We start from the raw sequence: 20,541 nt of genomic DNA, 5'->3' as shown, positions 1-20,541 counted from the left end.
CCATGTTATCAAGAGTTGCTGAAAACGTGTATTGGCTGGCGCGCTATCTGGAGCGTGCAGAGGATACTGCTCGTCTGATCAGTGTTAACAGTCATTTATTACTGGATTTTCCGCGTGCCAATCGACTGGGCTGGTCGACCCTGGTAACCATTACCGGCAGTGAAGAGGTGTTTGATCAACACTACAGTGAGCGCGATGAAACCAGTGTGTTGAACTTCCTCTGTGGTGACCGGCGTTATAGCGGTTCTATTATCGCTTCGCTGGCCGCGGCGCGAGAAAACCTGCGCACCACACGCGATGTGATGCCGCGTCGTATCTGGGAGGAGGTTAACCAGCTATACCTGACCGTCAGCCACCAGGTGGAGTCCGGCATTAATCCTCGTAACCGTGATGTATTTCTGAACCGGGTCATTCGCAGCTGTGAGGCAGTCAATGGCATGATTGCGGGTACCTTGAGTTACACCCAGACGCGCACGTTTTTGATGCTCGGACGTCAGATCGAGCGTGCCGATATGACGACCCGTATCATCGATGTGCGTTCTGCCAATTTGTTGCCACGTAATTCAGATGATTTTACACCCTTCGAAACGCTGCAATGGGTCAGTGTACTCAAGTCATTGACAGGCTTTCAGATGTACCGTCAGCATGTACGTTTGCGTGTTCGTGGACCGGATGTGCTGCGTTTCCTGTTGCAGGATCAGCGCTTTCCCCGGGCGGTAGCCTGTTGTATCGCACGCATAGGCCGGGAACTGGAAACCCTTCCGGGCAGTGCCAATGCTCTGGCTGCGGTTGAACACTGCCGGCAGGATCTGACCCAGGCCGATGTCTCATTACTGGCTGCAGAGCCAGATAAACTGCATGACTTTATCGATGAGATACAGATTGATATCAGTCAGTTGCATGATCAGATTGCAGATACCTGGTTCCGCTTGGTGGAGGAAAGTCGTGCGTTGGCGGAGCTGGCGCAGCGGCAAACCTCGGCCTGACTTGCTGGCCACTGAGTCGCGCCTCGACAAAGGACTGCTGTCTGGATGACAATAGCGCTTTTGAATCCTGTGGAGAGAGGCGCAGATGGAAAATAACGATCTGAAAAGGATCAAGCAGGCTGCATTGAGCTTTCTGTTGCTGGTACTGGGCATGCTCTGGGCACCTGTGGCCGTTATTCTGGATGTGACGGTGCTCAAGCATGGTATGCCTGAACATGGTGTTACTGAGATCAGTCAGGAACTGATGTTGCTGGCATCTACGTTGTTAATCTATGTGATGGCGTTCAGGTTACCAGAACAGCGAGGTTTTCTGATTCTGGTTGCGGGACTGCTGCTGTCCATGTGGCTGCGTGAGCTGGATTATCTGTTTGATATGATCCGGCATGGTTTCTGGAAGTATCCGGTCGCACTGGTTGTGCTGTTAAGCCTTGGGCTGGCAGCTATCTGTCGGCGTACAGTGGTTCCCGCCATGGCTGAAGCGACGCGCTCTTATCCGTTTGCCTACATCCTGGCTGGATTGGCAATCGTCCTGTTCTTTAGCCGCATCTTTGGTACCGGTTCACTCTGGAGCGCCATTCTTGATTCGGGAGCGGGCATGAATGCGCCAGCACTGGTAAAGAACTCAGTGCAGGAGGGGCTGGAATTACTGGGTTATGTATTGGTTTTGTACGGCTCGGTGCTGTTTGCCCGCCTGCATTGGCAAGCGGACAAACAGGGATCAGCGTCTTACGACTGACGCTGCTGGATAAAGGTTCTGCCAGCGGTGAATGCACCGATGAGCAGGACCGATCCCACTGCCGGGATCAGATAACCATCAATTTGTGGCATGGTGCGCAGGAAGACAAACGCAACGGCGGTCGGTGCCACAAAACGTACCAGGAACTGCCAGCACTGGAACCAGGTATCATTGGTTGACATCTCGCGCAGCACTTCTTCACGGCTCAATGCCCAGCCCGCAAACAAGGCAATCAACAGACCGCCCAGCGGCATCAGAATGTTGGTGATGAACTCCAGTACATCGAAAGGCGAACGTCCAAACCAGTCATGCGTAATAGTGCCTTCTGACCAGTAGTTGAAACTGAATACGGTCAGCAATCCGAGAAGCCAGCAAAAAGTGATCATCAGCGTGACCGCAATCGGACGGCTCAGACCAAAGCGCTCTACCAGGTAAGCGGCTACAGGCTCTACCAGTGAGATAGAGGAGGTAATTGCCGCACCTATAACCAGAATGAAGAATACGCCGCCAATTAGCCAGCCTGCAGGCAGTTCCGCAAAGGCAATCGGCAAGGTGACAAACATCAATCCCGGCCCCTGTCCGGCTTCCAGACCGCTGCCAAACACCAGCGAGAAGATCGCAATGCCAGCCAGCAGCGCGATGGCAGTATCCACAAATGCGATCGAGATGGCTGTGCGTGTCAGCGATGCTTCACTGGACATGTATGCACCGTATGCCATGATGGCGCCCATGCCCAGACTGAGGGTGAAGAAGGACTGCCCCATGGCCTGTAACCAGCCTTCCAGACTCAGGTCAGCCAGGTTGAAGGTAAACAGAAAGCTCATCGCAGCGCCAACATCGCCTGCGACCACGCCATAACCGAGTACGATCAGCAGGATGACAAACAGGGCGGGCATCATGAAGCGCAGACCGTTTTCGATCCCTTTATGAATGCCCATGCCCACGATCAGTCCGGATGCCAGAATGAACAGAGTGTGGTAGGTCAGCAACAGTCCGGGTGAGGCCAGCAGGTCGCCAAAGGACTCACCAATGGTGGCCGCATCGGCACCCACTAAGGACCCTGAGAACATCAGCCCGGTGTAATGAATTGCCCAGCCAGCAATAACGGAATAGAAGCTGAGAATGATAAACGCCGCAAAGGCTCCCATCCAGCCAATCGCACGCCAGTTACGGCTGGTATTGTGTGACTCGGTCAGATACTGCATACCCATGATCGGGCTTTTGCGGCTGGCGCGGCCGAGCAGAGTTTCTGCGATCAGAATCGGGATGCCGACTAACGCGATGGTTAAGGCATAGACCAGGATAAACGCACCACCGCCGTTTTCGCCGGTGAGATAAGGGAAACGCCACAGGTTACCCAGTCCTACGGCAGAGCCTACCGCTGCCAGCAGGAAGGTGCCTTTGTGGGTCCAGATTTTAGGTGAACTCATGGTTGAGAAATTCCAGAATAGATTAGACTAAAGACGCAATAAAGTGCGCGATTTTACAGAAAATCACCGGGTTCGTCAGGTAATTATATCGACTCAGATCAGCTTTCCAGTAAAAAAGTCACCGGACCGTCGTTACACAGGCTGATCTGCATATTGGCACCAAAGCGGCCACTGGCTACTTGTGGCAGTTGCTGCCGGGCTTGCTGTATAAAATAGTGATACAGGCGTTCGCCTTCAGCGGGTGTCGCGCCCTGTGAAAAGCCAGGGCGGAGTCCTTTACGGGTGTCGGCTACCAGGGTGAACTGGGAGACGATCAGTAAACCGCCGCCAGTTTGCAGCAGGCTCAGATTCATTTTGCCTTCGGCATCGGCAAACACCCGGTAGTTGATCAGCTTATGCAGCAGCTTGTCGGCGGTCTGTTCAGTATCCTGTCGTTCCACGCCCAGTAATAGCAGCAGACCGGCACCTATACTGCCGACTGGCTGCTGGTCGACGCTGACTGAGGCATGACTGACACGCTGGATCAGACCTTTCATCGGTCAGGCCTGCTGGCGTGCGAAGCGATCTGTTGCCCGAATCAGGTTATCCGTGATGCCGGGTTCAAACGCCGAATGGCCTGCATCACGGATGATATTGAACTCCGCATGCGGGAGCACCTGATGCAAGGCAAATGCCTGCTCAATCGGGCAGACGACATCGTAGCGCCCATGCACCAGTGTGATCGGGATGTCACGCAGTTTCCCGGCATCTTCGATGAGCTGATTTTCGCGCATGAAACAGCCGTGATAGAAATAATGCGCTTCAATACGCGCCATGGCCAGGGCGACATGAGGTTCGCCGAAATGCTGGGCGATATCCTGATTGGGATGTAGCGTCGAGCAGCGTCCCTCCCAGATTGACCAGGCCTTGGCAGCTGCCATGCGTGCGATCTCGTTATCTGATGTCAGGCGCTGGTAGTACGCCTGTAACAGATTCTGGCGCTCATCAACCGGGATGGGTTGCAGGTAGTCGGCCCAGTAATCCGGAAACAGCGCGCTGGCGCCCTGTTGATAAAACCAGTCAATATCCTGCTTGCGACACAGAAAAATACCACGCAGGATCATGCCGCTGACCCGCTCCGGGTGTGCCTGGCCATAGGCTAGCGCCAGTGTTGAGCCCCAGGAGCCGCCAAACAGCAGCCAGGTGTCGATATTCAGGTGATCGCGGATCTTCTCCATATCCTGAACCAGATCTGCCGTAGTGTTATTTTCCAGGCTGGCATGAGGCGTTGAGCGTCCGCAGCCGCGCTGATCAAACAGAATGATACGGTAGCGTTCGGGATTGAAGAAGGATCGGTGTGCTGCTGATGTACCGCCGCCGGGACCACCGTGAATAAAAATCACCGGGATGCCTGATGGATTACCGCTTTCCTCAACATAGAGGCGGTGTGTTGAATCGACATCCAGCCAGTATTCAGCATAGGGCGAGATGTCAGGGTACAGCGTACGCATGATCATGGACTCCAGAAATCGCAGCGTGAAAGTGACAGACAGCAAAAAGGCAGCCTTAAGCTGCCCTTTCAGTGTACCAGAGAGTTACTTTTTGTTGCGCTTGCGTTCGTTTTCTTTCAGTAACTTTTTGCGGATACGAATGTGGTTCGGTGTCACCTCAACCAGTTCGTCATCTTCAATAAAGTCCAGAGCCTGCTCCAGTGAGAACTGGATAGGCGGCGTCAGCACGATGTTTTCATCAGTACCGGATGCGCGGATATTGGTCAGCTGCTTGCCTTTGGTCGGGTTGACCACCAGGTCATTGGAGCGGCTGTGGATACCGATAACCATGCCCTCGTAGACATCGATATTTGGTGGGATGAACAGACGGCCACGGTCCTGCAGATTGAACAGAGCGAAAGCCAGTACCTTGCCATTGACCATCGAGACCAGTACGCCGTTGTTACGCTCGCCCATTTCACCGTCTTTGACTCGACCATAGTGGTCGAAGATCGATGTCATGATACCGGTACCAGAGGTCATGGTCATGAACTGACTGCGGAAACCGATCAGGCCTCGTGACGGGATCATGAAGGTAACGCGGACACGGCCTTTGCCATCCACTTCCATGTTGGTCATGTCACCTTTGCGTTTACCCAGTTCTTCAATGACCGAGCCCTGATGCTGTTCTTCAACGTCCAGCATGACCAGCTCATAAGGCTCGCGGATTTCGCCATCGATCTCTTTCTGAATAACTTCAGGACGGGAAACACCCAGCTCGAAGCCTTCGCGACGCATGGATTCAATCAGGACTGACAGGTGCAGCTCACCACGACCGGAAACCTTGAACTTCTCCGGTGTTTCGCCTGGCTCTACACGCAGGGCAACGTTGTGAATCAGTTCACGCTCCAGGCGCTCCTTGATGTTACGACTGGTGACAAACTTGCCATCCTGACCTGCGAAAGGTGAGTCATTGACCTGGAAGGTCATGGAAACGGTAGGCTCATCAACTGACAGCGCGGGCAGTGCCTCAACGCAGTTGGGATCACACAGCGTGTCGGAGATGTTCAGCTGGTCAAGACCAGTGACACACACGATATCGCCGGCTTCTGCTTCAGTAACTTCGACACGCTCAAGACCGTGGTAACCCATGATCTGTAATACGCGACCTGAGCGCAGCCCAGCATGGCTGTCGATTACTTTGACCGGTGTGTTGGTTTTGATGCGGCCACGAGAGATACGACCCACACCGATGACGCCTACATAACTGTTGTAGTCCAGTGCTGAAATCTGCATCTGCAATGGACCATCTGCATCAACGCGCGGTGGATGCACATGTTTGACGATCGCTTCGAAGAGTGGCGTCATGTCATCGGCCATAGCTTCATGGTCCAGACCGGCAATACCGTTCAGTGCTGACGCATAAACTACAGGGAAGTCCAACTGCTCATCGGTCGCCCCCAGATTGTCAAACAGGTCAAATACCTGGTCCATAACCCAATCCGGGCGTGCACCGGGACGGTCAATTTTGTTGATGACCACAATAGGATTCAGACCCTGGGCAAAGGCTTTCTGAGTAACGAAACGGGTCTGAGGCATCGGGCCATCTACCGCATCGACCAGCAGCAGCACAGAGTCCACCATGGAAAGTACACGTTCAACCTCGCCGCCGAAGTCGGCGTGCCCGGGGGTGTCAACGATATTGATACGGTAGTCGTTCCATTTAATAGCCGTGTTTTTGGCCAGAATGGTGATGCCGCGCTCACGCTCCTGGTCATTGGAGTCCATGATACGTTCAGCACTTTCGTCACGACGTGTCAGTGTACCGGACTGTTGCAGGAGTTTATCAACCAGGGTGGTTTTACCATGGTCAACGTGGGCGATGATGGCGATATTTCTCAGGTTTTCGATCACAGGAGTGTTCCAGATTTCTTTGTAAAGAGGCGCATTATACGTGACTCTGTCGGAACAATCGACGAAAGTTTGTTCAGGTGATTTAATCAAAATGGTGCACTGCGATAGCGCAAGAAACCCTGAATTGGCGTAGTATTAGCGAGTCGATGCACATTAACAGAACTTACTGGGCCTCGATGCACTGTTTAGGTGCTGATTTAATCTAATATGCACTCTTGTGGTGCATAAAAAGATGGCGCGAAAGGCTGTAACGGTTATATTTGCTGGAAATAACAGGGTTTCAGCGGCTGGCACGGGGTTTGCTTTATTAATTTCAAGCAGTCGTGTCGGCATGAAACCGGCGGATCCGGCTTATAGCAATTTATATTGAAGCAATGTAGGAGCGTCCTATGTCAGAGCATACTCTGAATCTGATTAAAGAACACAATGCGAAATGGGTGGATATGCGTTTCACCGATTTCAAAGGTAAAGAGCAGCATGTGACCATCCCTGTGTCAGATATGGGTGATTCCTTCTTCGAAGAAGGTAAAATGTTCGATGGTTCTTCTATCGCCGGATGGAAAGGCATCAACGAGTCTGACATGATCCTGATGCCGGATGATTCCGCCTCTATCCTGGATCCGTTCTCTGAAGCGCCGACCATCATTGTTCGCTGCAACATCGTCGAGCCTGCAACAGGTCAGGGTTATGACCGTGATCCGCGTTCTGTTGCACTGCGTGCAGAACAGTATCTGGCATCTACCGGTATTGCTGACTCCGCCATGTTGGGCCCGGAGCCTGAATTCTTCGTATTTGATGAAGTGACCTGGCATGCGGATATTGGTGGCTGCGGTTACACCATTTCTTCTGAAGAAGCCTCCTGGGCGTCTAACCACAAAATCGAAGGTGGTAATACCGGTCACCGTCCACGCGTGAAAGGGGGGTACTTCCCTGTTCCGCCAATCGATTCTCTGCACGACCTGCGTGCCGCGATGTGTGATGCCATGGAAGCCATGGGGCTGACTATCGAAGTTCACCACCACGAAGTAGCGACTGCTGGTCAGTGTGAAATCGGTGTGCGTGGTAACACCCTGGTCAAGAAAGCGGACGAAGTTCAGATTCTGAAATACTGCGTACACAACGTTGCGCATGCCTACGGTAAAACAGCAACCTTCATGCCTAAGCCTCTGGTAGGTGATAACGGTTCAGGTATGCATGTTCACCTGTCCATGTCCAAAGATGGCAAGAATATCTTCGCGGGTGACGGCTACGGTGGTCTGAGTGAATATGCACTCTACTACATCGGCGGTATTATCAAGCACGCTAAAGCATTGAATGCACTGTGTAACCCGTCTACCAACTCCTACAAGCGTCTGGTACCTGGTTTTGAAGCACCTGTTATGCTGGCGTATTCTGCCCGTAACCGCTCTGCATCACTGCGTATTCCTTACACCACTACGCCTAAGGCGCGTCGTGTAGAAGCACGTTTCCCGGATCCTGCTGCCAACCCTTACCTGTGCTTTGCCGCACTGTTGATGGCGGGTATCGATGGTATCCAGAACAAGATCCATCCTGGCGATCCAGCAGATAAAGACCTGTACGATCTGCCGCCTGAAGAAGCACTGGCGATCCCGACAGTGGCTTCCAGTCTGACTGAAGCACTGGATGCCCTGGAAGCAGACCACGAGTTCCTGACCAAGGGCGGTGTGTTCTCCAAGGATATGCTGGATGCATACATCAAACTGAAGCGTGCCGATGTGGAACGTGTCAATATGACTACGCACCCTGTCGAGTTCGATCTCTACTACTCAGTCTGATATTCAGCTTGAAAAAAAACCTCCGTCAGGAGGTTTTTTTTTATGTGCAGGGTGCGGTATGCCGCGAGCGCATGGATGCGCAGGAGCGGCGATGCCCGTGATTGCCTCTTCCTATTGCAGATTCACGACCCGAAAAAATGCATGTGCACAAAAATAGTGCATGAGTCAGGTGTGTGTTCTATGATCAGCTGGCTCTGAGTGCCGTAATCTCTGCACTTATTTGGACCGAAGAGCTGCTATCAAGTGGCACCTTTCTTGCTAAGTCTATGCAAGAGGAGAGTTTTTGATGCCCATAAAACCCATTCATCAGCAAATTCTGGATAATTTGACCACCTCGGTCATCCTGCTTGATGAGCAGTTATTCATCCAGTATATGAATCCGGCAGCGGAAATGTTGCTGCAAGCATCATCACGTCGTTTACAGGGTAAGGCCATCCATGAATGGCTGGTGTTCAGTGAAGAAGACCTTGAGCTGATGAAAGATGCGCTCTTGACCTTGCATCCATACAGCAAGCGCGAAGCCCGTTTGATGAATGCCATGGGGCAGGAGTTGCTGATTGACTACAGTGTGAATATCACGCCCACCATAGGGTTGTTGCTGGAAGTGCAGGCTCGGGATCGATTGTTACGCATAGAGCGTGAAGAAGAGTTGCTGACCCGGCATGCCACTGCACGTTCATTGGTCAGGGGGCTGGCGCATGAAATCAAAAATCCCCTGGGTGGTATACGTGGCGCTGCACAACTGCTGGAACGTGAGCTGGCTGATGAAGAGTTGCACGACTACACCCGGGTCATTATTGATGAAGCGGATCGTTTACGAAATCTGGTGGACCGTTTGCTGGGTCCGCATAAATTACCGCATCTGGAAAGCGTGAATATTCATGCCATCCTGGAACGCGTGTGCAGTTTAGTCCGTGCTGAGTCAGCTGAACGTATTCAGCTTACGCGGGACTATGATCCCAGTATTCCGGAATTTTCAGGTGACAAGGAACAGTTGATACAGGCCATCCTCAATATTGTGCGCAATGCCATGCAGGCGATGCATGAGTCAGCTACTGAGCAGCCCGCGATTATCATTCGTACACGTGCACTGCGGCAAATGACCCTGGGTACAGAGCGCCATCGTCTGGTGTGTTCCATCGAAATTATCGACAACGGTCCCGGTATTCCTGAGGAGCTGTTGTCTTCCATTTTTTATCCGATGGTGACTGGGCGTGCAGAAGGCTCGGGTCTTGGTCTGTCGATTGCCCAATCGATTATCAATCGCCATCGAGGCTTGATTGAGTGCACTACCGAGCCTGGACAAACACGATTTCAATTATTAATACCACTGGAGCAGAATCATGAAAACAACCGGTAATGTCTGGGTGGTTGATGATGACCGATCAATTCGTTGGGTGCTGGACAAGGCATTGGCCTCTGCGGGTCTGAAAACGGCATTGTTTGACGGTGCTGACCCTTTGTTGAAACGCCTGAGCATTGAACAGCCGGACGCGATCATCAGCGACATCCGCATGCCCGGCATGGATGGACTGGAAATGCTGGAACGCATTCATCGTGATTATCCGAACATGCCGATCATTATCATGACCGCACATTCGGATCTCGACAGCGCAGTTGCTTCTTACCGAGGCGGCGCATTTGAATATCTGCCCAAGCCGTTTGATGTGGATGATGCAGTTGCGCTGGTTGCCCGCGCCGTTGAACATGCCCATGAGCAGCGCGAGAAAGCGCCTGACCTGATGGAAGCGGATACCGCCGAAATTATTGGTGAAGCACCTGCGATGCAGGAGGTTTTTCGGGCCATAGGGCGTTTGTCACAATCCAATATTACTGTGTTGATCAATGGTGACTCTGGTACGGGTAAAGAGCTGGTGGCACATGCGCTGCACCGTCACAGTCCGCGTGTGGCCCATCCATTTATTCCGTTGAATATGGCGGCAATACCTAAAGATCTGATTGAGTCAGAACTGTTCGGACATGAAAAGGGTGCCTTTACCGGCGCTGCCGCGGCACGCCGTGGCCGCTTTGAGCAGGCTGATGGTGGCACCCTGTTTCTGGACGAAATCGGTGATATGCCTGCCGATACGCAAACCCGCTTGTTGCGTGTACTGGCTGACGGTGAATTTTACCGGGTGGGCGGCCATACGCCGGTCAAGGTGGATGTGCGTATTATTGCCGCAACCCATCAGAACCTGGAAAATCTGGTACGTGAAGGGCGCTTTCGTGAGGACCTGTTTCACCGTCTGAACGTAATACGTATTCATATTCCGCGTCTGTCGCAGCGGCGTGAGGATATACCTCGTCTGGCGCGCTACTTTTTAGCCCGCTCTGCAGAAGAGCTGAATGTCGAACCGAAAACACTCAAGGCGGAAACAGAAGAGTTTATCTGTGACTTGCCCTGGCCAGGTAATGTGCGCCAGCTGGAAAACACCTGCCGCTGGTTAACGGTGATGGCGTCCGGTCGGGAAGTGTTGATTTCAGATCTGCCGCCTGAATTACTGGATCGTCCCGAAACCGCGCATCCGGTGGGAGGTAGCTGGGATCAGCTGTTGCGCAGCTGGGCAGATCAGCAACTGACGCGAGGGCGCAAAGCGATCCTGAATGAAGCGTTGCCGACATTTGAGCAGGCAATGATTGAAGTTGCCCTGAAGCATACGGCCGGGCGCAAGCGGGACGCAGCAGAATTGCTGGGGTGGGGGCGTAATACCCTGACCCGGAAAATCAAGGAACTGGGAATGGAGTCTGATGATGAGGATGACGACAGCTGAGTTGTTATCCGGATAATATCGCTACTAAGACCGACAGCCTGCATGGAGCAAGCTGTCGGTCGGCCACAGGCTGCTTAACGGTTTTTTCGTGGATCCATCGGACTGCTAAAACTGTGCTTTTCATGGATTGCGCTGGCAACCACGACCAGTACAACGGCAGCCACAACTCCCAACGTGATCAGACCCAGCACCAGTGGCTGATCAAAAAACGTGAATACTGCACCAGCACCTTCGAATGTCTTTAAACTCATGTTCGTTCTCCTGTCTTAGGTGTGAGATGGCGTCAGGCCAGTTTGTTTTCCATAGCGATGCCGGGTTCCGGTGTTGTATTCTCAAAACGCTTCACCGGAGCCTGTCCCTGCATGGCGGCCCACTCGGGGTAGGCTTGTGCTGGCACTTCGGTTAAATCCAGACCGCGCTCTTCTGCATGTGCCGGAACACGCAGCATACCTGCCTGTTTCAGCAGGTAAGAGATCAGATAACCGGGAATGAAGCCCAGTGATGCCATCACCAGTGCGCCGATGAGCTGTCCGCTGAAACTGATATCGGCCATACCTTCCATGTTGGGATAACCACTCAGGAAGATACCGCTGATCAGCAGCCCTGCAAATCCGGCAAAGCCATGCACGGCAAAAGCGCCCACCGCATCATCAATGCGCAGTCGTAACAGCAGTTGATTGACCATCGGGGCCAGGCAGCCGACACCCAGTGCAATCAGGTAGGCCAGTCCCGGATGATAAAGATCCAGCCCGGGGGCGACGGAAATAATTCCCACCAGTCCGCCTGACATCATCCAGAAAGGTTCGCGACTGATGAGGTAAGCACCGACGACGCCACCGGCAAAGCCCATCAGAGTATTAAAGGAAAACGCGGAGAGGGTTGTCGGCTGGCCATAGATATTGATCCATTGGCCACCTTCATTGTAGATAATACAGCCGCCCAGAAAGCCGAAGAAGCCGACGATAATCAGCATCAGTCCGACGACACTCATGGGCATGCTGTGACCGGCAATCGGATTTACACTGCCATCGGGGTTAAAGCGACCGATACGCGGTCCAAGGTTAATCACCACCGCCAGGGCAAAGAAACCGGCGACCATATGCACGACGCCTGCTGCGCCCACATCGTGATAACCCCACTTGACGGTCAGCCAGCCCTCCGGGTGCCAGCCCCAGGCCGCAGCCAGCAGCCAGAGGACGCCACCGAGTAACATGGCCAGAATCAGGAACGCACTGACTCTGGCCCGTTCAATGATGGCACCGGAAAAAATGGAACCGGTCGTGGCAGCGAACAAAGCAAAAGCCCCCCAGAAAATGCCGGTGGCATTATCCTGAATATTGGGGCCCATGGATTCGTTCCAAGGCATGGATGCCAGGAGGTCATCCATGCGTGGTACCAGACCATCCGGGAAGGCGTTGTAAATGGCCCAGCCGATCAGATAGACCATCGGAATGACCAGGGCAAAGGCCAGTATATTTTTGACACCGGCGGCCAGTGCGTTTTTCAGGCGCGAAGCACCAATTTCATAGGACAGGAATCCGGCATGTATCAGCACCATCAAGGCTGTACACCACCAGTAGAAAATCTCCATATTCAGGGTGTTGGTCATCTCGATCAGAGCCTGTAGCTCTTCCAGGGAAGGGGGTTGTAGCTCATCCATAGGTCAATCCTCAATCAGGTTGCGGGGCGGCTAGCAAATATTTTATTTATTAAGGGTTATAAAAAGTTCTGACAGAGAAAATAAGCAGTCTTTGTGCCAAGCTGTACCGGAGGCGGAATAAATGTACTTATTGCTTGAAACTCAAGATGTTCAGTAAAGGAGGGGGGTTAACGATTGGATATAAAGTGCGCCATTTTGGCTCGGTTTCATCGCACGTGCCTGTCTCTGGGGCGTTTACTGGCCTGATTCCTGCTCTTGCTGCAAGCGCTGCTCACGCTGACGGCGACGCAGCTCCACGGCATATTCTGCAACTGTAACAGCCTGTTCATTGCTTAGATTGGGAAAGTGTCCCATAGGATGGCCAAACTGATAGCCATGCTTGATGATCAGTACTACATCATGAACCTGTAACTGGCTGACGCCTGCAGGCAGGTTTTGCAGTTCTGCGCCCAGACCTCTGTAGGTATGACACTCCTGGCAGTAGTAAGCATACAGCTGATCACCGCGCGTCATTTTGGCTGGAGACGGCTCACGGTCACAACCGCTGAGCAGTAACAGAGTCAGCAACAAAAAAACTGAGAGCAGTCGAGTCATAGGCTGTCCATCTGTACCGGGAGCAGGTTGATGCCTGCCAGTTTAAGGGTAATGTGCCGAATGATCAGCCAGGGGTTATCATCGCGCATGCCTTTGATGGCCTGATCCGCCAGAGAGGCTGATTGCAGCATCTGTTCCAGAGTGCCCGCCTGCAGCTGTTGACTGGCTTTGCGCACCAGTGTCTTGCGCTTACCCCAGATACGTTCTTTCTGACACAGATTGTCGTATGGCTGCCCTTGTTGCAGCCCCTGTTGTACAGTATAGACGGTACGAATCTCGCGTGTGAGTGCCCAGAGCACGACCGGTGCTTCAAGCCCTTCATGGATCAATGCGGTAAGGATTTTTTCACAACGTTCCGGTTGTTGTGCCAGTGCCGCTTCTGTTAGTGCAAACACATCATAACGTGAGCTGTCAGAGACGGATGCAATTACCTGTTCTGCCGAAATCTGTTCATTTGGGAACAGCAAGTGCAGTTTAGCCAGCTCCTGATGGGCAGCCAGCAGATTGCCTTCAATGCGTTCAGACAGAACATGCAGGGCATCAGCATCCAGTTGCAGACCTTGTTGTACTGCACGCTGAGCCAGCCATTGCGGAAGCTGTGTCGCATCGGGCGTGTGTACTTCAACCAGCAGTCCTTGCGCCTCGATCTGCTTGAACCAGGCGCTTTTGCGACTGGCCGCATCCGCCTTGTCCAGCACAATCAGCAAGGCTGTGTCCGGTGCCGGGTCCTTTAGCCATGCAAGCAGCAACTGGCCGTCTGCCTTGTTGATCTTGTGTCCGCCGAGGCGGATTTCAACCAGCTTGCGTTCGGCAAACAGTGACAGCTCGTTAGTGCCTAACAGGATCCGTTCCCAGCTGAAGTGCCCGTCTGCATGGTGCAGATCCCGCTCACTGTAGCCCTGGGATCTTAACCAGCGGCGCAGGGCGTCGCTGGCTTCCTGTGACTGCAGGGGTTCATCACCCAGCACCAGAAAAACGTCTGCACCCTGGTAGCGTTGCAACACGTTCTGGAGCTGGTCACTGCGGGTTTTCACGGCATCTGAATCCGGATGTACTGGCGCATAATCTGCTGAGCGAGATCCTGATGAATCTGCTGGCGCAATATCGGTTCCTGCGAATCGCTGGCAGTGATGTTGGAGCTGTCGACGTTATAGGCGCGCTCAGACATCAAGGTGCGTTCGGGCAGCAGCAGGTTTCCGTCACGATCACTGACCTGGAAAGTGACTTCACCGCGCAATTCATACTCAGACGCCCTGGCACTGCTATCCAGTGACAGCGTACGGCGAGTAATGCCTTGTTGCAGGAGTTCAATGCGATAGGGCGCCTGATTATCGATCACGACACCGTTGGCTTCCAGAGCCTGTTCCAGTGTGCGCGACAGTTGTGAGTCCTGCTGCGAGCCTGCATCAATGGCGACCCGCTTGAGGCTTTCAGGAATGTCATACAGCCCGCGCAGCTTGAAACCACAGCCGCTGGCGGACAGCAACAGCAGTCCAAGCAGCAGCCAAGGTAGCAGCCAAGGTAGCAGCCGGGCAAAGGATGTAGGTCGGACTGTCAGACGGTACATGGCATTTCTCCTAGCCAACCACGATATTGAGCAGTTTGTTTGGTACTGCGATATGTTTGCGGATGGTCATGTCGCCGATATGCTTCTGCACATTCTCTTCCGCCAGTGCCAGATGTAACAGAGTATCCTTGTCTGCATCTGCAGCGACTTCGATACGGGCACGGACCTTGCCATTTACCTGCACAACAATTTCGACGCTGGCGCGAGTCAGTGCACTTTCGTCAGCTTTTGGCCAGGGAGCATGTATCACCGCACCGCTGTGACCAAGAGCCTGCCAGAGGCTGTGACAGATATGTGGCACAATCGGAGAAAGCAGCAGCACTGCTGTTTCCAGTGCTTCATGCAGCACTGCGCGTCCCTGTTCGCTGACATCCTGGAAGCGGCCGATCGCGTTGGACAGCTCCATGATTGCGGCGATAGCGGTATTGAATGTCTGGCGACGTTCGGTGTCATCAGTCACTTTCAGCAGTGTTTCATGTACTTTGCGTCGCAATTCGCGCTGCTCTTCATTGAGTTGCTCCGGCTGCAACGGGGCGACCGGGAGTCCACGTACCTGATGATCAAAGACCTGCTTCCACAGACGTTTCAGGAAGCGATGTGCACCCTCAACAGCAGAGTCAGACCACTCCAGTGACTGCTCAGGCGGGGCTGCAAACATCATGAACAGACGTACTGTGTCAGCGCCATAGCGATCGATCATCACCTGGGGATCGATACCGTTGTTTTTTGACTTGGACATCTTGGCCATGCCCGATACGATCACCGGTTCACCATCGACCCGGTGACGGGCGCTGATAATACGGCCCTTGTCGTCGGTTTCTGTGATGACATCCGTGGGTGCGATCCAGACCTGTCCGCCCCGGGCATCTTCACGGTAATAGGTTTCCGCCAGTACCATGCCTTGACAGAGCAGGCGAGTGAAGGGCTCATCGGAGTTGACCAGACCTTCATCACGCATCAGTTTATGGTAGAAGCGTGAGTACAGCAGATGCAGAATTGCGTGCTCAATACCGCCAATATACTGATCTACTGGCAGCCAGTAGTTGGCCTTTTCCGGGTCCAGCATGGCATCCGCGGCATCACGGCTGGCAAAACGGGCCGCGTACCAGCTGGACTCCATGAAGGTATCAAAGGTGTCGGTTTCACGCTCCGCAGCACCGCCACAGCATGGACAGGTGGTCTGAATGAAACTGTCCATGCGTTTGATCGGCGAACCTACACCATCAAATTCGACGTCTTCCGGCAGTACGACTGGTAACTGGTCTTCCGGTACCGGTACGGGTCCACAGCTTGGGCAGTTGATGACCGGAATCGGTGCGCCCCAGTAGCGTTGGCGAGACACACCCCAGTCACGCAGGCGGTAGTGAATTGCCACCTTGCCGCGTTTGCGGCGAGTCAGCTCACTGGTGATGGCTTTGAACGCCATATCAAACTCAAGGTCATCAAAATCGCCTGAATTGATCAGCAGCCCCTTGTCTGTGTAGGCTTCTTTTGACAGGTCAATGACGGTGGCCGTATCAAGTGCCGCTATGACCTGCTTTATCGGTAACTGGTACTTCTGGGCAAACTCCCAGTCACGCTGGTCATGGGCGGGTACAGACATGACCGCGCCAGAACCGTATTCCATCAGTACAAAGTTGGCGGCCCAGACGGGCAGAAGTTCGCCGGTCAGCGGGTGTACTGCTTCAATGCCCAGGTCTATGCCTTTTTTCTCCATCACCGCCATGTCAGCCTCAGCGACCTTCATGTTACGGCACTCGGCAATAAAGTCGGCGATATCGGCATTTTTTTCAGCCGCTTGCAGTGCCAGCGGGTGCTGGGGCGCTACCGCGACATAGGTGGCTCCCATCAGCGTATCCGGACGTGTGGTAAAGACTTCCAGATCGCCATAGTTGGGTACATGGAAACTGATCTCTGCACCCTGAGAGCGCCCGATCCAGTTGCGCTGCATGGTCTTGACCTGTTCAGGCCAGTGTTCCAGCTTGTCCAGATCATCCAGTAGCTGATCGGCATAGTCAGTGATTTTCAGGAACCATTGCGGAATTTTCTTGCGCTCGACCAAGGCGCCCGAGCGCCAGCCGCGTCCGTCAATGACCTGTTCATTGGCCAGTACGGTCTGGTCCACCGGGTCCCAGTTCACTTCAGCTTCACGTTTGTATACCAGTCCTTTTTTCATCAGACGGGTAAAGAACCACTGTTCCCAACGATAGTATTCCGGGTGGCAGGTGGCGAGTTCACGTGACCAGTCATAGCCAAAGCCCATGCGGCATAACTGATTGCGCATGTAGTCAATGTTTTCATAGGTCCACTTTGCCGGTGCCACCTTGTTGTTGATGGCGGCATTCTCAGCGGGCAGTCCGAACGCATCCCAGCCCATCGGCTGCAGAACACTTTTGCCCTGCATGCGCTGGTAACGTGAGATCACATCGCCGATGGTGTAGTTGCGAACATGCCCCATGTGCAGTCGGCCACTGGGGTAGGGAAACATCGACAGACAGTAGAATTTTTCTTTCTGCGGATCATCGATGGCCTTGAAGCTATCATTCTCTTGCCAAAAACTTTGTGCAAGAGGCTCAATTTCCTGTGGCTGATAGTGCTCGTTCATTGTCTCTGGTTAAAACCTAATTCTGGGCCTGAAAACACAGTGATTGGCTTCAGTGACCCGGTTGGATTGGAAAGATTTCTGAATGCGGCATAGCATACAATATATACAAGCCTGCAAACAGGGCTTAATCTCATCACCCTCGGGTGATTAAGGAGTGACTATGCGTGATTCAGATAAAAAACCGGTACAGCATTCCGAAGTGGCTCCAGAAGCCTATGATCGGATACTGGATCGTTTGCGGCGCAGTCTGGATGAAGCCGGAGAAACGACCTGGGAATCGCTCAGAGCGCGTATTCAGGAAGCCATTGAATTGGAGATGGCTGCGGAGGAGATGACCCGCGACGAGATGGATCTCCTGAACGCCTATATTGAGCGCGATCTGAAGCAAATTGGCTACTATGCGCATGAAACCGGTGAAGGCATTGCTGCTTGGCTTAACTTTGACCTGAATGCGCTGGAGCAGACGGTAATGAACCGGTTGTGGGAGCTGGCAGACAAAACCCGGGTCCAGCATGAGTTGCTCAGGGAGCAATTGAGTCATTCCGAGCAGCAGTACCTGGCGGGTGAAATTACCTTACCGGGCCGACTGGAATGTGTCAGCTGCGGTGAGCAGCAGTTGCTGATCAAGAGTGGTGTGATTGAGCCCTGCAGTGCTTGTCACGGGGTGATTTTTGAACGCTTATCGCGCCCTTGGCCAGCGAGCGACAATTAATAATGCCAGGCTGAACAGCCAGACAGGCCAGATACCCAGCGTTTGATAGGGTGTCTGGCCCTGCATGGCTGGGACGTCTACGCTGAGGACCCCCGCTGTTTCACGGCTGAGGCGTTCGACCAGTCCACCGTCAGGTGCGACCAGTGCAGTAATGCCATCATTGGTGCCGCGCAGTAGCCAGCGACCATTTTCCAGTGCCCGCATGCGGGCAATCTGCAAGTGCTGCTCGGCTGCCAGCGAGTCATCGAACCAGGCATCATTGGAGACAGTGAGCAGCATATCGGCCTGACGTGCAGATGTGCGTGTCAGCTCAGGATAGGCAATTTCATAACAGATCAAGGGTGCCAGTGTGCGCCCCTGAACATCCAGACTGAGTTCGGTGTGCTCCGGCAGGCTGAATTCCGACATTGGCAGGTCAAAAAACTCAATCAGCCCGCGTAACTGATTTTCCAGCGGAACGTACTCGCCGAAAGGTACCAGCCGGCGTTTATGGTAGACGCCGCTGCCATAGCTGAAAATGCCCAGGCTGTTATGAAAGCGGGGTATTTCCGGTTGTTGGGAGTCCCGGGTCATAAAGGGAAAGCCACTGATCAGTGTTGTTTTGTAGCTGTCTAGCTGATTAAAGAAAGGCTCTGTATAGGGTGCCGCCTGATAATAAAGTGATGGTATTGCCGTTTCTGGCCAGATAATCAGATCATGGTCTTGCTGATAGGGCTCGCTTAGATCGATCATCTGCTGCAGTATGTCGCTCAGCAGGCGTCCATCCCATTTATCATGCTGAGAAATGTTCGGTTGTACCAGCGCGACTTTTAACTGGCTGTCCGGGCGTTCGTCTGTCCAGGTGTCTGGTAACAGCAGGCTGATCAGGGGGAGGCCCAGCGCCAGGAGCAGAGCACCGGGTGAGCGCTGACGCACGGCATGATACAGGCCGATGGCCAGGCAGAGGGTCAGTAGTGACAGTCCCCAGACACCCAGGACCGCAGCCAGTGGACTGAAAGGCGTGTCCAGCCAGGCATAGCCAAGCAGCAGCCAGGGGAAGCCGGTGAGGAACCAGCTGCGCAACCATTCAAAACCCATCCAGATCGCAATAAAGCCCAGCCAGCGGGCTGTAGCCGGATGAAACAGACGTTGATATAGCCAGGCCTGGGCGGCGAATAGCAGTGCCAGTGTCATGACGAACAGCAGCGTTGCCAGGGTTGCCAGCAGAAAGGACGCACCGCCATAGACATGGATGCTGACCCAGACCCAGGAAACACCGGCACCAAAAAATCCACAGCCAAATGCCCAGCCGATCCAGGCAGCCCGGCGCGGACTGATATGGTTGGGCAGCACGCCGAAGAGCACCGCTGGCCCCAGCAGAATCAGCGGTGCAATATCAAAGGGCGCAAACGCAAGAATCGACAGGGCACCGGCGAGCAGTGCGAGCAGAGGGCCCAGGGCCGCACTCAGGTGCATGGGTCAGTTGTCCTCGGGCGTGACCTGAAGCAAACGAATACGGCGGTTATCAGCCGAGACGACACTGAAGGTGAAGCCTTCCAGGCAAACCGACTCGCCTTTGCAGGGCAGTCGGCCAAAGCTTTGCGTAATAATGCCGCCAATGGTGTCAAACTCTTCATCAGAGAAGTGTGAGTCGAAGTGTTCGTTGAAGTCATCGATCGGTGTCAGCGCCTTGACCAGATAGCCTTTCTCGTCCAGTGCCTTGATGTTGCCTTCGTTCTCATCCTCATCATGCTCATCTTCAATCTCGCCAACGATCTGCTCCAGCACATCCTCGATGGTGATCAGGCCGGAGATACCGCCATATTCATCGACTACGATCGCCATGTGGTTTCGGGTGCCACGGAATTCGCGCAACAGTACATTCAGGCGTTTGCCTTCGGGAATGAACACCGCAGGGCGCAAGCAGTCACGCAGGCTGAAATTGTCCAGATTGCCGTCGAGCATGTAGGTGAGCAGATCTTTGGCCAGCAGAATGCCGATAACCTCATCCGGGTTTTCGCCACAGACAGGAAAGCGAGAGTGAGCCGTTTCAATAATCACCGGTAAAAAATCGACCGGGCGCTGGTTGATCTGGACCATGGTGACTTGCGATCTGGGTACCATGGCATCGCGTACCCGCATATCCGAAACCTGCATTGCACCTTCGATGATGCTCAAGGCATCATTGTCGAGGACACCGGCTTCAGCAGCTTCATAGAGTCCATTGATCAAGTCTTCACGGGTAGGCGGCTCATCTGAAAAAGCCTGAGCCAGACGGCCCAGCCAACCTTTTTGGGTGTTTCCCGATCGCTCTTCGCTCAT

18 protein-coding genes are annotated in these 20,541 nt (G+C 53.6%); 6 read left to right on the top strand and 12 right to left on the bottom strand.

Annotated features, from left to right (window positions below):
* Positions 1-2 precede the first annotated feature (2 nt).
* Both ADINL_RS09530 and ADINL_RS09525 read left to right on the top strand, forming a co-directional pair.
* A complete protein-coding gene (locus tag ADINL_RS09530) occupies positions 3-986 on the top strand; it encodes an alpha-E domain-containing protein (protein WP_036547041.1) in 984 nt (327 codons plus the stop codon).
* Positions 987-1,071: 85 nt separating this feature from the next.
* A complete protein-coding gene (locus ADINL_RS09525; protein WP_036547038.1) occupies positions 1,072-1,722 on the top strand; it encodes a hypothetical protein in 651 nt (216 codons plus the stop codon).
* Here ADINL_RS09525 and ADINL_RS09520 read toward each other — a convergent pair.
* The 4 genes from ADINL_RS09520 to typA form a co-directional block, all read right to left on the bottom strand.
* Complete coding sequence (locus ADINL_RS09520; protein ID WP_036547035.1) at positions 1,713-3,152, bottom strand: sodium-dependent transporter; 1,440 nt, start codon at positions 3,150-3,152, stop codon at positions 1,713-1,715. The genes ADINL_RS09525 and ADINL_RS09520 overlap by 10 nt on opposite strands.
* A 98-nt stretch (positions 3,153-3,250) precedes the next feature.
* Positions 3,251-3,688, bottom strand: coding sequence for a D-aminoacyl-tRNA deacylase (gene dtd / locus ADINL_RS09515; protein ID WP_036547032.1), 438 nt, complete (start codon positions 3,686-3,688; stop codon positions 3,251-3,253).
* Between the two features lie 3 nt (positions 3,689-3,691).
* Positions 3,692-4,642 (bottom strand): prolyl aminopeptidase, encoded by a 951-nt coding sequence (gene pip, locus ADINL_RS09510; protein ID WP_036547030.1) that lies wholly within the window; start codon positions 4,640-4,642, stop codon positions 3,692-3,694.
* Positions 4,643-4,726: 84 nt separating this feature from the next.
* Positions 4,727-6,535: a translational GTPase TypA gene (gene typA, locus ADINL_RS09505; protein ID WP_036547027.1), complete on the bottom strand. Its 1,809-nt coding sequence runs from the start codon at positions 6,533-6,535 to the stop codon at positions 4,727-4,729.
* A gap of 389 nt (positions 6,536-6,924) precedes the next feature.
* Here typA and glnA point away from each other — a divergent pair, with 389 nt between their 5' ends.
* From glnA to glnG, 3 genes are all read left to right on the top strand, one after another.
* A complete protein-coding gene (gene glnA, locus ADINL_RS09500) occupies positions 6,925-8,331 on the top strand; it encodes a glutamate--ammonia ligase (protein ID WP_036547025.1) in 1,407 nt (468 codons plus the stop codon).
* 286 nt (positions 8,332-8,617) lie between these two features.
* A complete protein-coding gene (gene glnL, locus ADINL_RS09495) occupies positions 8,618-9,691 on the top strand; it encodes a nitrogen regulation protein NR(II) (RefSeq protein ID WP_036547023.1) in 1,074 nt (357 codons plus the stop codon).
* A complete protein-coding gene (glnG, locus tag ADINL_RS09490; RefSeq protein WP_036547020.1) occupies positions 9,675-11,102 on the top strand; it encodes a nitrogen regulation protein NR(I) in 1,428 nt (475 codons plus the stop codon). The genes glnL and glnG overlap by 17 nt, the downstream gene beginning before the upstream one ends.
* A gap of 74 nt (positions 11,103-11,176) precedes the next feature.
* On the opposite strand, the gene ADINL_RS16490 is transcribed toward glnG, so the two are convergent.
* The 6 genes from ADINL_RS16490 to leuS form a co-directional block, all read right to left on the bottom strand.
* Positions 11,177-11,353, bottom strand: coding sequence for a hypothetical protein (locus tag ADINL_RS16490; protein WP_168713132.1), 177 nt, complete (start codon positions 11,351-11,353; stop codon positions 11,177-11,179).
* 32 nt (positions 11,354-11,385) lie between these two features.
* Positions 11,386-12,762, bottom strand: a complete 1,377-nt coding sequence (locus ADINL_RS09485; RefSeq protein ID WP_036547017.1) for an ammonium transporter — start codon at positions 12,760-12,762, stop codon at positions 11,386-11,388.
* A 234-nt stretch (positions 12,763-12,996) separates the two neighbouring features.
* Positions 12,997-13,356 carry a c-type cytochrome gene (locus ADINL_RS09480; protein ID WP_036547015.1) on the bottom strand — a complete coding sequence of 120 codons (360 nt, stop codon included), beginning with the start codon at positions 13,354-13,356 and terminating at the stop codon, positions 12,997-12,999.
* Positions 13,353-14,390 (bottom strand): DNA polymerase III subunit delta, encoded by a 1,038-nt coding sequence (holA, locus tag ADINL_RS09475; protein ID WP_036547013.1) that lies wholly within the window; start codon positions 14,388-14,390, stop codon positions 13,353-13,355. The genes ADINL_RS09480 and holA overlap by 4 nt, the downstream gene beginning before the upstream one ends.
* Positions 14,387-14,923 (bottom strand): LPS-assembly lipoprotein LptE, encoded by a 537-nt coding sequence (locus ADINL_RS09470; protein ID WP_036547011.1) that lies wholly within the window; start codon positions 14,921-14,923, stop codon positions 14,387-14,389. The genes holA and ADINL_RS09470 overlap by 4 nt, the downstream gene beginning before the upstream one ends.
* Before the next feature lie 10 nt (positions 14,924-14,933).
* Positions 14,934-17,528 carry a leucine--tRNA ligase gene (gene leuS, locus ADINL_RS09465; RefSeq protein WP_036547009.1) on the bottom strand — a complete coding sequence of 865 codons (2,595 nt, stop codon included), beginning with the start codon at positions 17,526-17,528 and terminating at the stop codon, positions 14,934-14,936.
* Positions 17,529-17,688: 160 nt separating this feature from the next.
* Between leuS and ADINL_RS09460 the strand changes: the two genes are divergently transcribed.
* Complete coding sequence (locus ADINL_RS09460) at positions 17,689-18,240, top strand: zinc ribbon-containing protein (RefSeq protein WP_036547007.1); 552 nt, start codon at positions 17,689-17,691, stop codon at positions 18,238-18,240.
* On the opposite strand, the gene lnt is transcribed toward ADINL_RS09460, so the two are convergent.
* Entirely contained in the window at positions 18,208-19,695 is a 1,488-nt protein-coding gene (gene lnt, locus ADINL_RS09455; protein WP_036547003.1) for an apolipoprotein N-acyltransferase, read from the bottom strand. The genes ADINL_RS09460 and lnt overlap by 33 nt on opposite strands.
* Before the next feature lie 3 nt (positions 19,696-19,698).
* Entirely contained in the window at positions 19,699-20,541 is an 843-nt protein-coding gene (locus ADINL_RS09450) for an HlyC/CorC family transporter (RefSeq protein ID WP_036547000.1), read from the bottom strand.

This window comes from Nitrincola lacisaponensis (genome assembly GCF_000691225.1).
GTDB lineage: Bacteria > Pseudomonadota > Gammaproteobacteria > Pseudomonadales > Balneatricaceae > Nitrincola > Nitrincola lacisaponensis.
Note: the sequence above shows the minus strand (reverse complement) of the source record. Positions and strands in the feature narration are given on the sequence as shown.

Coding starts and splice junctions, on each gene's coding strand:
- ADINL_RS09530 (WP_036547041.1), top strand. CDS start 3: ATGTTATCAAGAGTTGCTGAAAACGTGTATTGGCTGGCGCGCTATCTG.
- ADINL_RS09525 (WP_036547038.1), top strand. CDS start 1,072: ATGGAAAATAACGATCTGAAAAGGATCAAGCAGGCTGCATTGAGCTTT.
- ADINL_RS09520 (WP_036547035.1), bottom strand. CDS start 3,152: ATGAGTTCACCTAAAATCTGGACCCACAAAGGCACCTTCCTGCTGGCA.
- dtd (WP_036547032.1), bottom strand. CDS start 3,688: ATGAAAGGTCTGATCCAGCGTGTCAGTCATGCCTCAGTCAGCGTCGAC.
- pip (WP_036547030.1), bottom strand. CDS start 4,642: ATGCGTACGCTGTACCCTGACATCTCGCCCTATGCTGAATACTGGCTG.
- glnA (WP_036547025.1), top strand. CDS start 6,925: ATGTCAGAGCATACTCTGAATCTGATTAAAGAACACAATGCGAAATGG.
- glnL (WP_036547023.1), top strand. CDS start 8,618: ATGCCCATAAAACCCATTCATCAGCAAATTCTGGATAATTTGACCACC.
- glnG (WP_036547020.1), top strand. CDS start 9,675: ATGAAAACAACCGGTAATGTCTGGGTGGTTGATGATGACCGATCAATT.
- ADINL_RS16490 (WP_168713132.1), bottom strand. CDS start 11,353: ATGAGTTTAAAGACATTCGAAGGTGCTGGTGCAGTATTCACGTTTTTT.
- ADINL_RS09485 (WP_036547017.1), bottom strand. CDS start 12,762: ATGGATGAGCTACAACCCCCTTCCCTGGAAGAGCTACAGGCTCTGATC.
- ADINL_RS09480 (WP_036547015.1), bottom strand. CDS start 13,356: ATGACTCGACTGCTCTCAGTTTTTTTGTTGCTGACTCTGTTACTGCTC.
- ADINL_RS09470 (WP_036547011.1), bottom strand. CDS start 14,923: ATGTACCGTCTGACAGTCCGACCTACATCCTTTGCCCGGCTGCTACCT.
- leuS (WP_036547009.1), bottom strand. CDS start 17,528: ATGAACGAGCACTATCAGCCACAGGAAATTGAGCCTCTTGCACAAAGT.
- ADINL_RS09460 (WP_036547007.1), top strand. CDS start 17,689: ATGCGTGATTCAGATAAAAAACCGGTACAGCATTCCGAAGTGGCTCCA.
- lnt (WP_036547003.1), bottom strand. CDS start 19,695: ATGCACCTGAGTGCGGCCCTGGGCCCTCTGCTCGCACTGCTCGCCGGT.
- ADINL_RS09450 (WP_036547000.1), bottom strand. CDS start 20,541: ATGAGCGAAGAGCGATCGGGAAACACCCAAAAAGGTTGGCTGGGCCGT.